11 protein-coding genes are annotated in these 14,649 nt (G+C 62.0%); 8 read left to right on the forward strand and 3 right to left on the reverse strand.

Translation table 11 applies throughout. The annotated features are described in order from the left end of the window. The first annotated feature begins 6 nt into the window (after positions 1–6). The 4 genes from Q8M13_RS04795 (at position 7) to Q8M13_RS04810 (ending at position 7,264) form a co-directional block, all read left to right on the forward strand. Positions 7–3,228, forward strand: a complete 3,222-nt coding sequence (locus Q8M13_RS04795; protein WP_305298551.1) for an efflux RND transporter permease subunit — start codon at positions 7–9, stop codon at positions 3,226–3,228. A 99-nt stretch (positions 3,229–3,327) separates the two neighbouring features. Then, a complete protein-coding gene (locus Q8M13_RS04800) occupies positions 3,328–5,808 on the forward strand; it encodes a heavy metal translocating P-type ATPase (RefSeq protein WP_305298552.1) in 2,481 nt (826 codons plus the stop codon). 273 nt (positions 5,809–6,081) lie between these two features. Next, positions 6,082–6,546, forward strand: coding sequence for an SRPBCC domain-containing protein (locus tag Q8M13_RS04805; protein WP_305298554.1), 465 nt, complete (start codon positions 6,082–6,084; stop codon positions 6,544–6,546). Positions 6,547–6,700: 154 nt separating this feature from the next. Beyond that, complete coding sequence (locus tag Q8M13_RS04810; protein WP_305298555.1) at positions 6,701–7,264, forward strand: CopG family ribbon-helix-helix protein; 564 nt, start codon at positions 6,701–6,703, stop codon at positions 7,262–7,264. Between the two features lie 41 nt (positions 7,265–7,305). On the opposite strand, the gene Q8M13_RS04815 is transcribed toward Q8M13_RS04810, so the two are convergent. Together Q8M13_RS04815 and Q8M13_RS04820 are read right to left on the reverse strand one after the other, a co-directional pair. After that, positions 7,306–8,361 (reverse strand): substrate-binding domain-containing protein, encoded by a 1,056-nt coding sequence (locus Q8M13_RS04815; protein ID WP_305298556.1) that lies wholly within the window; start codon positions 8,359–8,361, stop codon positions 7,306–7,308. Between the two features lie 61 nt (positions 8,362–8,422). After that, positions 8,423–9,583: an OprO/OprP family phosphate-selective porin gene (locus Q8M13_RS04820; RefSeq protein WP_305298557.1), complete on the reverse strand. Its 1,161-nt coding sequence runs from the start codon at positions 9,581–9,583 to the stop codon at positions 8,423–8,425. A 985-nt stretch (positions 9,584–10,568) separates the two neighbouring features. Between Q8M13_RS04820 and Q8M13_RS04825 the strand changes: the two genes are divergently transcribed. From Q8M13_RS04825 to Q8M13_RS04840, 4 genes are all read left to right on the forward strand, one after another. Further along, entirely contained in the window at positions 10,569–11,573 is a 1,005-nt protein-coding gene (locus tag Q8M13_RS04825) for an ImmA/IrrE family metallo-endopeptidase (RefSeq protein ID WP_305298604.1), read from the forward strand. 1 nt (position 11,574) lies between these two features. Continuing rightward, positions 11,575–12,087, forward strand: coding sequence for a DUF4411 family protein (locus Q8M13_RS04830; protein WP_305298558.1), 513 nt, complete (start codon positions 11,575–11,577; stop codon positions 12,085–12,087). 339 nt (positions 12,088–12,426) lie between these two features. Beyond that, on the forward strand, positions 12,427–12,747 hold the full coding sequence (locus tag Q8M13_RS04835; RefSeq protein ID WP_305298560.1) for an aspartate/glutamate racemase family protein: 321 nt from the start codon (positions 12,427–12,429) through the stop codon (positions 12,745–12,747). Positions 12,748–13,076: 329 nt separating this feature from the next. Then, positions 13,077–13,703 carry a hypothetical protein gene (locus Q8M13_RS04840; protein ID WP_305298562.1) on the forward strand — a complete coding sequence of 209 codons (627 nt, stop codon included), beginning with the start codon at positions 13,077–13,079 and terminating at the stop codon, positions 13,701–13,703. Between the two features lie 315 nt (positions 13,704–14,018). On the opposite strand, the gene Q8M13_RS04845 is transcribed toward Q8M13_RS04840, so the two are convergent. Beyond that, the gene (locus Q8M13_RS04845; RefSeq protein ID WP_305298563.1) at positions 14,019–14,270 is read right to left on the reverse strand and encodes a hypothetical protein; all 252 of its coding nucleotides are present in this window, start codon (positions 14,268–14,270) and stop codon (positions 14,019–14,021) included. Between the last annotated feature and the right edge of the window lie 379 nt (positions 14,271–14,649).

Here is a 14,649-nt window from a genome sequence, read left to right on the forward strand (position 1 = left end):
GCGCGCATGTTCAAACTTCTCATAGAAGCGTCTGTTCGCTTTCGATGGTTCGTGGTGCTGGCGGTGGCGCTGGTCTGCGCCGTCGGCCTCTTCGAGCTCACCCGGCTGCCGATCGACGCAGTCCCGGACATCACGAACCGTCAGGTGCAAATCACCACGGTCGCCCCAGCACTCGCGCCCGAGCAGATCGAGCGCCAGGTAACCTATCCCCTTGAGACGGCGCTGGCCGGCATCCCGGGGCTTACCAGCACCCGGTCGCTGTCGCGCAACGGCTTCAGCCAGATCACCGCGATCTTCACCGACCAGACCGACATCTACTTCGCCCGACAACAAGTGGCCGAGCGGTTGGCGCAGGCGCGCGAGAGGATGCCCGAGGGCGTGGAGCCCGCGCTGGCGCCGATCACCACGGGTCTGGGCGAGGTCCTTATGTGGACCGTCGACTACGAGCCCTTCAGTCAGAAGACGCTGGCCAAGCCGGGCCAGCCTGGCTGGCAGTCGGAAGGCGTCTATCTCACTCCCGAGGGGGAACGCCTGACAACGCCTCAACAGCGGGCGACCTATCTCCGTACCGTGCAGGATTGGATCATCGCGCCGCAGATGCGCACGACCATGGGACTGGCAGGGGTCGATACGGTCGGCGGCTACGTCAAGGAGTTCGCGGTCAGGCCGGACGTCGCCAAGCTGGCCGGCTATGGACTCGGTCTGAACGACCTCGTCCAGGCTCTCGACCGAGCCAACATCCAGTCCGGCGCCGGCTACATTCAGCGCGCCGGGGAAGCCTTGGTGGTGCGAACCGACGCCCTCGCGGCGACGGCGGAGGATCTTGCCCAAGCGCCAGTGACGAACCGCAGCGGCTTGGTCGTTCGCGTGGCGGATGTCGCTACGGTCGAGGCGGGCCAAGCGCCCAGGCTGGGCGGGGCAAGCCGAGACGGACATGAGGCCGTGCTGGGCACGGCCCTGATGATCGCGGGCGGCAATAGCCGGACGGTGGCCCAGGCGGCCGCCGAGCGTCTTTCAGTGGTCGACGACTCCCTACCGCCGAGCATCGTCGCCGTGCCGGTGTTGAACCGGAGTGAACTGGTCAACTCGACTATCGCTACCGTGGCGCGCAATCTTACCGAGGGCGCGCTCCTGGTGATTGTGATCCTCTTTCTGCTGCTGGGGAATATCCGCGCCGCGATCATCACCTCATTGATGATCCCGCTCTCATTCTTGTTCGCCGTCATCGGCATGAACCGGTTTGGCATCAGCGGGAACCTGATGAGCCTGGGCGCCCTCGATTTCGGCCTTATGGTCGATGGCGGCGTCGTGGTGATCGAGAACACGCTGCTGATGCTGACCAAGCGCCGTGCCGAGCTCGGACGTCTCCTGACCCGTCACGAGCGTCTGGATGTCGCCATCCAAGCGGCCCGGCAGATGGTCAAGCCGGCCGCCTTCGGTCAGCTGATCATCCTTCTGGTCTTCGCTCCGTTGCTCACCCTTGAGGGGGTCGAAGGCAAGACCTTCCAGCCAATGGGCGCGACGGTGATGCTCGCCCTTGTGGGCGCCTTCATCTTCTCGTTCACCTTCGTCCCCGCCATGACGGCGTTGTTCGTCCGCGATCCCAAGACGGTACACACGGGGCCGGATGGCAAGGTCGAGGAGCACGAGACCAAGATCTTGCGTTTTGCGCGTCGCTTCATCCAGCCTGCCATCGTGGCGGCGGTCGCTCGGCCAAAAGTGGTCTTGATCTCGGCGGTCGCCGCTCTTGTGTTGGGGGCTGTGTCCTTCACCGTCCTGGGCCGAGAGTTTATTCCAACCCTCGATGAGGGAGATATCGCCATGCAAGCTCTGCGGGTACCGTCGGCTTCGCTTGAGCAGTCCCTGGCCATGCAGATGGCCTTGGAGAAAGCCATCAAGGCCCAACCCGAGGTGGAGACTATGTTCTCGCGCACCGGCACGGCGGAGGCCGCGGTCGACCCGATGCCGCCCAATATCTCCGATAGCGTCATCGTCTTGAAGGACCGCAAGGATTGGCCCGATCCCAAGCTGCCGAAGGAGGAACTCATCGCTCGGTTCGAGAAGGTGGCTTCGGGTCAGATCGGCAACAATTTCGAGTTCAGCCAACCCATTGAGCTGCGCTTCAATGAACTGATCTCCGGAGTCCGAACCGACCTTGCGGTTATGGTTTACGGCGATGACTTTGCCACCCTGCAGCGCGTCAGCGATCAGATTGCCGGCGTCCTGCGTGAGACGTCCGGTTCCGCGGACGTGCGGGTAGAGCAAGCGTCAGGCCTGCCGACTTTGACAATCACCGTCGACCGCTTTGCTGCGGCCAACTACGGCCTGTCGGCAGCCGATATCAGTGAGGCTGTTTCTGCAGGGATCGGCGGAGCCGAGGCCGGGCGCATCTTTGAAGGCGATCGCCGCTTCGACGTGGTGGTGCGCCTTCCAGAAGAGGCGCGCAATGATCCAGCGGCGCTGGCCGCTCTCCCGATTAGCGGGCCGAACGGCACTGTCGTGCCGCTGTCGTCCGTCGCCCGCATCCAGACCGGAGAGGGACCAAACCAAATCAGCCGCCAGAATGGCAGTCGACGTATGGTGGTCCAGGCCAACGTTCGCGGTCGCGATCTCGGAGGCTTCGTTACCGATGCCCAGCAGGGGGTGGCCAAGGTTGAACTTCCGGCCGGGGTATATCTCGACTGGGGCGGTCAATTCGAGAACCTGCAGCGCGCCGAGCAGCGGTTCTCGCTCGTCATCCCGATAGTATTCGTTCTGATCGGGATTCTGCTCTTCATGGCCCTAGGCTCGTTTGCTGAAGCCGGTCTGGTGTTTGCCTGCGTGCCCTTGGCTCTCGTCGGCGGGGCCCTTGCGCTTCTTTTGCGTGGCATGCCGTTCTCGGTGTCCGCTGCTGTCGGCTTCATCGCCGTCTCGGGGGTCGCAACGCTGAATGGCCTTGTCCTCATGCAGTCGATCCGTGAGCGCCTCGACAGCGGTCTAGACCCACGGACAGCTGCCATTGAAGGGGCTTCGAGCCGTCTACGGGCTGTCCTCACCACTGCGCTGGTGGCGATCGTTGGCTTCATCCCGATGGCGATCGCCAGCGGGGCAGGGGCCGAAGTCCAAAAACCGCTGGCGACTGTGGTCATCGGCGGCCTGCTGACGGCCACGGCGCTGACCCTGCTGGTGCTGCCGACCTTCGCGGCCCAGGCGGTCAGGCACCGCAAGAGTGAGGGGATCGAAGACTAGCTCGATCCCGGCGTTCAACGACAGGCGGCGGGAAGCCGCCGCCTGCTTCGTCCAACCAGTCCCGAGGCCGCATGTCCTGGCCTCATCAAGAGGTTCGGCATGATCCAGACGCTTCAACTCGACATCCCGCTGATCTTGCCGGAGGTGCACGACAGTTCGGACGCTTGCGTCAGGCGACTTACAGACGAGATTGCAGGGCGGCCTGGTGTCACTAAGGCCCATGTGGTGGACGGCGCTGAGGCCAAGGAGCCTCACCTCTGCGTCCACTACGATCCCGCCGTCATCTCGCTATCGCGGCTACGAGAACTCGTCACCGCATCGGGCGCGGCGATCACAGAGCGGTTTGGCCACGCCGTCTGGCAGGTCCAAGGCATCCAGCACGAGCGGCGCGCGCGGACGGTCACGGAACGTCTCGCCGCCACGCCCGGCGTGCTAGAGGCCGACGCCAGCGCCGCGGGTCTAGTGCGGATCGAGTTTGATCGAACCTTTGTATCAGAGGTGGAGGTTCTGAAGGTGCTCGCCGCGCTTGGCGTTACGCCCGCGACGCCAACGCGAGACGCTAAGGCCCACGCGGCCCACGGCCAGCCGGGTCATGTCCACGAGGAGGGGGAAGGCCACGCCCACGCCCACGGCGGGCCGCTCGGTGAGAATAGTGAACTCATCTTCTCGCTACTGTGCGGGGCGCTGTTGGCTGCGGGCTTCCTGGTCGAGAAGCTGATCCCAGCTGCGCCGCCCTGGCTGCCGACGGCGCTCTACGTTGGCGCCTACGGCTTCGGTGGCTTCTTCACGCTTCGCGAAGCGTTCGACAACCTTCGGCTCAAGCGCTTCGAGATTGACACCTTGATGCTCGTCGCCGCAGCTGGCGCGGCGGCGTTGGGCGCCTGGGCTGAGGGGGCGCTGCTGCTCTTCCTGTTCAGTCTCGGCCATGCGCTCGAGCACTACGCAATGGGACGGGCCAAGCGCGCGATCGAAGCCTTGGCCGAACTCGCCCCCCGGACCGCGACCGTCCGGCGTCAGAGTGGGACGATGGACGTGCCCGTCGAGGAGCTCGTGCTTGGGGATGTGGTGATTGTCCGTCCCAACGAGCGATTGCCGTCGGATGGTTTTGTGGTGAAGGGCGCATCCAGCATCAACCAGGCCCCTGTCACTGGCGAGAGCATACCGGTCGACAAACGGCCGGTGGAAAATCCGCACCTAGCTCGCGCTAAGCCTGATGGCGTCGACGCTTCATCTCGGGTCTTCGCAGGCACCATCAACGGGGCGGGTGCGATTGAGGTGGAGGTGACGCGCCTCTCTACGGATTCCGCCTTGGCCAAAGTCGTACGCCTCGTCAGTGAGGCGGAGACCCGAAAATCGCCGACTCAGAGGTTCACCGACAAGTTCGAGCGGATCTTCGTGCCCGTGGTCCTGGCCCTGGCCTTTGTGCTGCTCTTTGCTTGGGTAGTGCTCGACGAGCCCTTCTCGGACAGCTTCTATCGCGCCATGGCGGTGCTGGTCGCCGCAAGCCCGTGTGCCCTAGCCATCGCCACGCCCAGCGCCGTGCTCTCGGGCGTCGCCAGAGCCGCCAGGGGCGGGGTTCTCATCAAAGGCGGCGCGCCCCTCGAGGATCTGGGCTCGCTTCGTTCCATTGCGTTCGACAAGACCGGCACGCTCACAGAAGGTCGGCCGCGGATCACAGATGTCATCGCCACCTCTTCGGTCGCCGATGAAGAACTGTTGCGTGTCGCGGTCGCGGTCGAAATGCTAAGCGACCATCCGCTCGCCGATGCCATCGCCCGCGACGGTCGCGAGCGGCTCGGCACGGCAGGCAAGGCTATCGGCGCGGCCAGCGATCTTCAAAACCTGATCGGCCGCGGCGTGGTCGCCCAGTTGGATGGCATGACTGTTTGGATAGGCAAGGCAGAGATGTTCGGCGTGGACGGGGTACCGGCGCTGAGCGCTGAGGCCGCCCAGGCCATCGCTAAACTCCGGGATCAAGGTCGGACGACCATGGCAGTCCGTAAGGGAGACCGCGACCTCGGCGTCATTGGCCTGATGGACACCCCGCGAGAAGCCGCGCGCGAAACTTTGGTTGCGCTTCGACGGCTGGGCATCACCCGCATGCTGATGATCTCGGGAGACCACAGCAAGGTCGCCGAGGCGATCGCTAGGGATGTCGGCCTCGACGAAGCCTGGGGTGATCTCATGCCCGAAGACAAAGTCGAGGCCATCCGCAAACTGCGGGCGGAGGCCAAGGTCGCGATGGTCGGCGATGGCGTGAACGACGCGCCGGCAATGGCGAACGCCACCGTTGGCATCGCCATGGGCGCGGCGGGATCCGACGTCGCGCTGGAGACCGCCGACGTCGCCCTGATGGCAGATGATCTTCGCCACTTGCCGTTCGCCGTCGGTCTTAGCCGCCGAACGCGATCGGTCATTCGCCAGAACGTCTTCATCAGCCTGGGAGTGGTGGCGATCCTCGTGCCCGCGACGATCCTGGGACTTGGCATCGGCCCTGCCGTGGCGATGCACGAAGGCTCCACCTTGGTCGTCGTTTTCAACGCCCTGCGGCTGCTGACCTATCGTGATCGGGCGGCCTAAACCGCCAAATTTGCTTCGTCTCGCTTGCCCGAGGGCCGGCGAATAGCGGAGGCGCCGGCGACTCATCCCCCGCATTGAGACGCCGGCGCACCTCCTGGCGCGCCGAACCGACAGGGTAGACGACGACGCGGCCCAGGAGACTTGGTTTCAGGCGCAACATTGGAGGTTCGCAAGGGTCGGAAAAAGCGATCCCGCTTCAGCGATGCCGTGGAAGCTGCCGCTCATACGGGTCGTATGCATCAGAAGACCTATTGAGGTCAGAGAGACATAGTCATGATTGTTGAGACTGAAATTGAGATCTCCGCGCCACCGATCAGGGTATGGCGCGCACTCTGCGACTTTGAGGCCTATTCGAAATGGAATCCCTATCGAGAGATCCGGGGTGAAGCGGGCCCCAATGAGAAGGTCAAAATATTCGTCGGCTCCGATCCAGCGCGACGATATGGAATGCGGGCTGTAATTTGCCATTTTGAGCCCGGCAAGCGGATTTCGTTTCGCACAGGTAACCCACTGTTCTCCAGAGCGACGGAAACCTTTTCTCTGGAACCTATTCGGAAGGGCACACTCCTTCGTCACAGCGCGGAGATGACCGGCGTTAGCGTGCTGGTGCTAGGGCGCGGGCGAATTGGGTCGCGATTGATCAACGTCTATCGACGAGTTGACAGCGCCCTAGCGAAGTACGTGACGCTGACTTCTCAGCCTGATCGGCGTGCGGAACGCCACCGACGCGGCAAATAGTCCTAAGTGCTTCAGCCGCCATCCGTCTGGCGAGTGTCTCGGCGTCTGACATACGATATTGGTCATTGCTTTGATCTAGTCTTCGTCTTCGACAGAGCCCACTTTCCACCCACCTATCCCCGATAAAACCCGCACCTAAAAAGCGCAGATCTGAATGGCTCAGTTTGGCTTTCGCATTCCCGACAATCTTGCGCTTCAATTTGATGCGTACGCCGCCAAACATGGTGGGCGGTCCGAGGCGCTGCGTCAGCTTATGGAAAGTGCTGTCCGCGAAGACGGAACAGATATCCAACGACCTCCGCCACGCCCTAGCGCAGAGACAGGCAACTGGGAGGGCATACTCGTAAAGCTCGAAGCTGCCGATTTCGTCCGCTTAGACGAAGAAGCGGCCGCAATGAATTTGACTAGGGGCCAGTGGATCGTCGCCCTTGTGCGACATAGATTGACAGGAAGCAGGCAGTTTGGACCCGCAGACCGCACGCGCATTGCAGGTATCGCCAAGGACATCCGTCGGGCTGCGTCGGATATCGGACGATCGAGCCAGATCGCCAGCAAACACTTGGCACAGGGCGCAAATTTGGACTCTCATCTGCGGCAGTTAGCGTCATTTAAGACACAACTGCTATCCGCCCTAGAGGCGCTGCACCAAGCCTATCTCGGCAATGACGCCTATTGGAGCGCCGACCCTCCGACAGAAAAAGAGGCGCCGCTAGCATAAAGCCAGCGACGCCTCTCGTCGTCTAAGCCTTCGCAGGAGACCTAGCTAACCGGGCGAGCCATCGGCGTCAGAGCCTTGGCGGTCGCCTGCTGGCCGGCGTGCTGGCTGGCCGGCAGCGGGATCAGGCCGCGGCTCTGCAGATAACCGCCCTTGCCCGTCGCCGCATCGGAGACGAACTCGTTGAGGTATTCCTGCAGGCCCTGGGTTACCCCGATATTGGCCTTCTTCACATAGATGAAGAGGCTGCGCGCCAGCGGATAGGAACCGTCGGCGATGGTGTTGGCCGAAGGCTTCACGCCGTTGACCGAGGCGCCTTTGATCCTGTCCATGTTCTCTTCGAGATAGGACCAGCCGAACACGCCGAGCGAACCAGGCGTCTTAGTCAGGGTGCCGACGATGGCGTTGTCGTTCTCGCCCGCGTCGATCCAGCCGTCCTTGCGCAGCGGATCGACGATCTGCTTGAACTTGGCTTCGTTGTTGGACCGCAGTTCCTCGGCGGTCGGATACTTCCGGGCGCCGGCTTCGATGCCCAGCTCCACGAAGGCGTCGCGGGTGCCCGAGGTGGGCGGCGGGCCATAGACGTTGATGCGGTTGCCGGGCAGGCCGGTGCCGATCTCGTCCCAGGTCTTGTAGGGGTTGGGGACGAACTTGCCCTGGCGCAGCACGTTGGCGGCCAGGCCGAGATAGAGGTGCTCGGTCTTGAAGTTGTAGTCCGGGCCGTCCTTGTCGGTGGCGACCACGATGCCGTCGAAGCCGATCTTTATCGCGACGATGTCCTTCACGCCCTTGGCGGCGCAGGCATCGAATTCCGATTTCTTCATCGGACGCGAGGCGTTGGCGATGTCGGGGAACGCATCGCCCACGCCGCCGCAGAACAGCTTGATGCCGCCGCCGGTGCCCAGGCTTTCAACCTTGGGAGCCTTCTTGCCGGTCTTCTTGGCGAAGTTCTCGGCCACGCGGGTGGCGAACGGGAAGACCGTCGATGAGCCGGCGGCCCAGACATAGTCACGAGCGGCATAGGCCGGAGCGGCCGCCGTCAGGGTGGTCGCCGCAGCCGCGGCGCAGAGGAGGGCCTTCTTGGCCAAGAGCTTTGTCATGGAGGTCTCTTCTCGCAATGGAATGCGGGACGGCGCTGCGCGCCGTCCAGCCGGAAGGCTTTTAGAAGTCGAACTGAGCGCGGAACTGCAGCGTGTCGACGTCAACGTCAGCACCGAGGGCCTTGTTGTCGTTCTGCGACTTCGAGTAATTCGCCATGAACCGAACGTAGGGGTGGGGATACCAGTTGGCCCCCACGGTCCAGGCCGAGTACTCGCCAGCGGTCGCCGGGATGTTGAAGTTGGTCAGATCGACATTGTCGTAGCGGACGGCCAATTCAAGCGCGCCGAAGCCGCCGCTGGTGATGGGGTTCAGGATCTTGGTGCGACCCAACTCGCCCTTTTTGACGTCCAGGTTTCGCATTTCTCCGGTCACGAACCATGAACCGGAGACGTAGTAGGTGCTAAAGTCGCTAGACACGTTAGCGATGCGATCCACATCGGCGGTCGCCCACTCGGCCTGAACCGAGAACGGGCCGTGGATGTAAAGCCCCTCCAGACCGATCATCTTATCGGAGACGCCAACCGCGCCTGTAGTCACGAAGCGCGCGCCGTAATTGGTGTTGTTGCGCGTCTGATATGTCAGATTGGCTTGGTCTTGTCGGTCGCGGTAGCGAGCCCAGGCGCCGACATGAAGCTTGTCGCGGTCGCCGTTCACCGGAACCCAAGTGACGCGGCCGTTAACGCCTAGAAGCTCGTTACCGCCGTTAGCGGTGGCGGTCGGGTCAGCGTTGTTCAACGAGTCGCCGGAAATCGATGCCGCGGCGGTCCAGGTCTCGCCGTTGGCCTTGACCGAGACATTCATCACCCGGCCAATGTCGAGCACGTCGTTGTACGGACCGCGCTCCATGAAGGTTGTATAGCGCGACGAAGAAATGTTCTCGAACGACACGGTTTTGAAGTTACCGGCCATGATCGAAAGGTTGTCTGTTGGCTTGTATTCGAGGATCAGATCTTCCCAGTTCGCCGAACCGCCGGCCACAGTGAACTCTGCCTTGTAAGCCCAGTTCGCGTTCCAGGTGCCTTCGACGCCCAGGCGGGCCGTGCGCAGACGGGTGACGTTGGCCTCGTAGCCGGTCCCGTTTTCGCGTTCGACATTCTGATTGACAAAATCTTGGTAGACGCGGCCGCGGACCTTGAACGTCAGGGTGTCATTCTGAAATTGCGGCGCGCCCTTCCAAGCGGTAGTCGTGTCTTGTGCGTTGGCGGCGGTCGCGCCTGCCAAGATAACGCCTAGCGCTGCTCCGGCGCAAAGCGTGGCTTTGATTGTCATATTGGACCCTTTGAAATCCCCGCGCCCCTCGAGCGTCTGGGGGTCCAATAACGACGGCCGATGACTGTCCCTTGACGTTATGGTGACGGTTCGAAAATGAACCCGCGACGGAAATGTGACTGCATGGACTGGTTTGGGCGCAAGCTTTCAGGCCGACCAAAACATTCTCGATAATACGAGGGGCTCGCCCAGTTTCAGCGGTTCGCGATGTGATCCAGCGGAAAGCCCCGTTGAGACAGAAACCCTGAGGCGCTCGGACAGAACCTCTGGATCATTTCCGCCCTTGTTCACGGATTTTGTCCCCGTCAGAGAGTTTGTCCTGACCGGATTGTCCGCTGCGGGATCACCTCGCCCATGTGGTGAAGCCAGGACGGCTTGCGCTCATGTCGCTCTTCCATGTCTACAACGGCGCTCCTCGGAGTAGGCGATGTCGCTGACCCAATGCTTAGCCACTTCTTGACTGAATTGAATACGATTGCGGCGGCCCAGCCCCCGCCGAACGGAGTGCGTCGAATTTGAGCGGTCCCTGTTAGGACGTGCGGCTCGGCGGCGCGTCGCCCAACCAAAGAAGAGTTGGGGCGTCCATACAGATCGTCGATGTCGAGCCCGCGGCGGTGATGTCACGACGTGAGGCCGACGAGCGATTAGGTTCTGCGCGGCAATGGCCCCACATTGATCCAGACAGACTTATCGGCAGTTCCAGTGGCGCGGCGCGTCGTGGACTGGCGGTCTCGATTTGTTTGCATTTATCAGGCAACGCTGAGGCATGCGGGTTAATCCGGAAATCATGAGCTGGGCGCGGACAACGGCAGGGCTGGACCTCGCCGCCGCCGCCGCACGCCTTGGTTTCCGGGATGGCCGTAAGGGTACGGCGGAAGAGCGTTTGGCCGGACTTGAGTCGGGCCAGGACGAACCAAGCCGCCCTACGTTGCTGAAGATGGCGGCGGTCTATCGCCGCCCACTGCTAAGCTTCTACCTGCCCGCAGCCCCCGTGCAGGCGGAGCGGGGCGAGGACTTCCGCACACTGCCTGAAGAGCAACGCGTCAACAGCGCAGCGTCGATAGATGCGCTCGTCCGAGACATCCGCGCGCGCCAAAGCGAGGTGAGAGGTCTCCTCGAGGAAGAAGAGGCTCCACAGATCGCAGCAGTGGCGGCAAGCAGTCGCAATGACGGGGCCGCTGCGGTCGCTGCGCGCCTCGCCGAATGGCTGCAGTTTGATCTGGCGGCGTTCAGGCATGAGCGCACCGTCGAAGCCGCCTTCAGTTATCTTCGCGCGGCCGCCGAACGCAACGGCGTCTTCGTTTTGCTTATGGGGAACCTCGGTTCTCACCATAGCGCTATCGATCCCGAAGCTTTTCGCGGCTTTGCGCTTGCGGACCCCATCGCCCCCTTCGTCGTGATCAACGACCAGGACGCTAAGGTCGCCTGGGCCTTCACGTTGATCCACGAATTGGCCCACATCGCCATCGGCGCCACCGGCATCAGCGGAGGGAGTCCTGAAGTCTTGGTCGAGGCGTTTTGCAACGAGGTTGCAGGTGAGATCCTGCTGCCCCGCGCGGAACTAGAACTCTTCCCGGTTGCTGTCGACGATGCGGTCCTGCGGAAAGACATCACCGACTTCGCCGTGCTGCGCAACGTTAGCCGACAGATGGTCGTCTACCGGCTGCGGCTCATCGGCCGAGTGGGGTTGTTGCGGTGGCGAGAGATCAGCCGCGTCTTCCGGGAAGATTATCTCCGCGACCGTGACGAGCGTCGCGCCCGTGAACGTGGGGCAGACGGTCCCAGCTACTACGTGGTTCGACGTCACCGAGTAGGGGCCGCCCTGTTGCAGCTGGTTCGTCGAAACCTCGATGAAGGCGCACTGACACCGACCAGAGCCGGGAAGATTCTCGGGGTGAAGGCCAGGAACGTAGAGCCGTTGTTCGCCGGAGCGGCGATCTGACGTGATCTATCTCATCGACGCGAACGTCCTAATCACGGCCCACAACACCTATTACCCAGTCGACCGGGTGCCTGAGTTCTGGGACTGGCTGCTGCACCAGGCCAAGGCCGGCGTGGTCAAAATGCCCATCGAAGTGTTCGAAGAGGTCATGGAAGGATCGGGTGACGAGGAGAAAGACCAGCTTCTCGGTTGGCTGAATGGAGAGGGTGTGAGGGCCGCGCTGGTCCTCGACGGCGAGGCTGATATCGCGCTGGTTCAGCAGGTTCTGACGACTGCCTACGCCGCCGATCTCGACGACATCGAACTCGAGACGATAGGGCGCGACCCCTTTCTGATCGCTCAGGGATTGGCGGCTCCGGCGGTCAGAACGGTCGTCTCAAATGAAGTCTCGAAAAATACGCAGCAGCGCGCCCGCCGGAAAATTCCCGACGCGTGTCGTGATGTTGGCGTGGCCTGCTGCAACACCTTCGCCATGCTCAAGGCGTTGGACTGGCGCACCGGCTGGAGAACCTAGTCAGCGGGCTAAGGCGCAGGGTGCCTATGCCTATCGAGCCAGCGCCGGCTGCTGGCAGCGGTTCGCCGATTGACGGGCCTGCGATGGTCTCCTGTTGCCAAGTCGAGAATTTCTGACCTCGATCTGGAAGCCGAAGATGCTAGGCGCGCGGCTTGTGCAGTAAGAGATCAGCCATGCGTACCATCGGACTTTTCGGGGGATGAGCTTCGAGGGCTAGGCGAACTACTACCGTCTCATCAATGAGGCGATGCGCTCGCGGCTGGGTGTACTGAACTCGGCGGACAGCGTGCTACGCTCGTTGAATTTCGCGACCATCGTTGAGATGCAGACAAGCGGGCGTTGGGAGCCGCCGGAGCCTATCTCGCGCCGGCGGCTCAGGGAGTGGAGAATGCGGGAGCCCACTGCATCCTGATCTGCGCGGTCGCAATGCACCTCGTGGCCGATACCGTGGAGGCGGCGATGAGCGTTCCCTTCATTCACATCATCGACGAGACCGCTCGGCGGCTGACCGAGGCCGGTTACCGGCGGCCGCTGCTCATCGCCACGCGGTACACGATGGAGGACGGCTTCAACCAAACGCGTATGGCCCTGCATGGCGTAGAGGTCATCACCCCTGGTGCTGAGGGTCGGCGTCATCGGACACTGAAAAGTAACACGTGAGAAGGACTGTTATCGCGTCTAGAGCCCAAGCTGCTGTCCAAGCGGTTCAGAGTTTCTGTCTCAGCGGGCGCTCGCCGCTCAGGTTCCAGAGCACACCTGCCCAGGGAGCCACAGTCGTCAATGGTGGGTTGCTGAAGCAAGTCTGAGGTCTCAGAAGGGTCCAAGTCGATCACCAAAGTGTCGCGCGCAATCCGACATTGGCCCCTCCGCCGGCGAACCGGCACGGGCATATCGTCGATTTTCTGAACGGAAACTGTAGGGTCGTCGAACATCTGGCCGATCCAGGGGGCAGGATCGAGTTCAATATGAAGCGCGTGTGTGGGTGTTGAATGCGAAGCGTACTGATTGTTGCCTTCTTGGTCGTTTCGTCGCCGGCTCTGGCTCAAACCAAAATGGACAAGCCGACCGCGCGGGCGGCTTCCGAGGCGCTCATCGCTAAAGCTGACGCGGGCGGAATCTTTACGCCGGGGGCGTGGGAATGGGGTCCGACTGCCCGCCACGCGCGTAGCGGTATGCTGTGCTTGTTTGCTTCAAACGCGTCTGCAAACTCAATCACGATCAATGATCCAAAACCCTCGCGGGGAGACGACGTGAACTGCCGCACGATTGTCGGCGGCGCGATCTTCTCCCACTTCGCAAGTCGTGCATCACTTGTGGGAGGATACCCAAACGTCGTCGCGATGGCTCCGCAGGCGCTCAAGGCTCGACTTGGCGACGTAAAGCCCTACTCGGGCAAGACCTTTGATCTTCCGGCCAAGGAGATGCCGCCACTCCACATCGAGCGGTTCGTGACTGATCAGCGGGGAGCGTTGCTCTACGAGCGAGTGGCGGTGATGGACATGGGCGATTGGGTCATAACCCAGCGCGTGACCGCCCCGATCGCAAGTGGTCCAGCGGCAGACCGACTGGCTGGAATAAATCTGGGGGCGATCGCGGCCAGCATGCGCTCTCAATAGTCATCAGCTTCACGCCATTCGCTATCACCCCGCCATCCAGACAAGAAAGCCTCGTTCAGGCCTTGGGTCGATTTGGAGGTGGCCGCGTCAGTGGCCGAAAGCTGCTACCGCCTTTCGGCGGCTCTGGTCGTGGGCCGTCCTCAGAGGGGGCGAGGTAGCCCCCTTGGACCTTTATGCGCGGGCGGCTTTTTCGGATCTTCGCTTTAGCAGCCGGGCGATCTCGATCCGGCCTAGATCCCCAAAGTTTCATGGCTCAAATTACCTGAAATGCTGTGCACGAAACTGTTCGATCTGTTCCATTTCGCTCGCGCAATCCTAATCGAAATCGCCCACGGCGATGTGGTCGAGATAGCGCCAAACGGCCGTCGCATCTCCCGCTTTCACCATGGCTTCAGCGGTGCGCAGGCCGAACGCCGGGATCGATTGCGCCCGGTGCCACACCCTTGCGGCGGGGCTGCCGCACGCCCAGCTCTCGACCCGTCCGATGATCTGACTCGGCGGCGCGACATAGTGCTGTAGGGCGCTCCAGCCGCAGGTGAAAACAATGTCTAACCTTCTGAGCCGCAATGACCCTCAAAGATTACGCGATGATTCCACTTTCCGAGGCCCATCAAGGCGTTCCGCGCGATTTGACTATCGTTGTGTTTTCACTCCCCAGAGGCCGGTTTGAAATCAATTAGAAAAATCAACGACCTGACGCGCCCCTAGGGTGCGTATGGTGTGTGTGCTGATTTAAGGGATTCCAGCGCTCAGGCTCATCGGAAAGCGGGCCTCAAAAGGGGGTCTTCGACCTCAAAAAGGGGGTCTCAACCCAGCACCGAGGGCAGCAGGCCAATCGTTGGCCAAAGCCTCAACACCTTCAAACAAATCGCAGTCAAAATATGGATGGTCCGCAACAAAATCTGAACAATTTTGGATAGCATCTGGACGAAAAATGGCTCTTTGA

The organism is Phenylobacterium sp. (assembly GCF_030681155.1).
Taxonomy (GTDB): Bacteria; Pseudomonadota; Alphaproteobacteria; order Caulobacterales; family Caulobacteraceae; genus Phenylobacterium.

Bases quoted from the DNA above. Each gene is read 5' to 3' on its own strand.
- Q8M13_RS04815 (WP_305298556.1), bottom strand. From the start codon at position 8,361: ATGACAAAGCTCTTGGCCAAGAAGGCCCTCCTCTGCGCCGCGGCTGCG.
- Q8M13_RS04810 (WP_305298555.1), top strand. From the start codon at position 6,701: ATGGCTCAGTTTGGCTTTCGCATTCCCGACAATCTTGCGCTTCAATTT.
- Q8M13_RS04805 (WP_305298554.1), top strand. From the start codon at position 6,082: ATGATTGTTGAGACTGAAATTGAGATCTCCGCGCCACCGATCAGGGTA.
- Q8M13_RS04795 (WP_305298551.1), top strand. From the start codon at position 7: ATGTTCAAACTTCTCATAGAAGCGTCTGTTCGCTTTCGATGGTTCGTG.
- Q8M13_RS04800 (WP_305298552.1), top strand. From the start codon at position 3,328: ATGATCCAGACGCTTCAACTCGACATCCCGCTGATCTTGCCGGAGGTG.
- Q8M13_RS04825 (WP_305298604.1), top strand. From the start codon at position 10,569: ATGGCGGCGGTCTATCGCCGCCCACTGCTAAGCTTCTACCTGCCCGCA.
- Q8M13_RS04840 (WP_305298562.1), top strand. From the start codon at position 13,077: ATGCGAAGCGTACTGATTGTTGCCTTCTTGGTCGTTTCGTCGCCGGCT.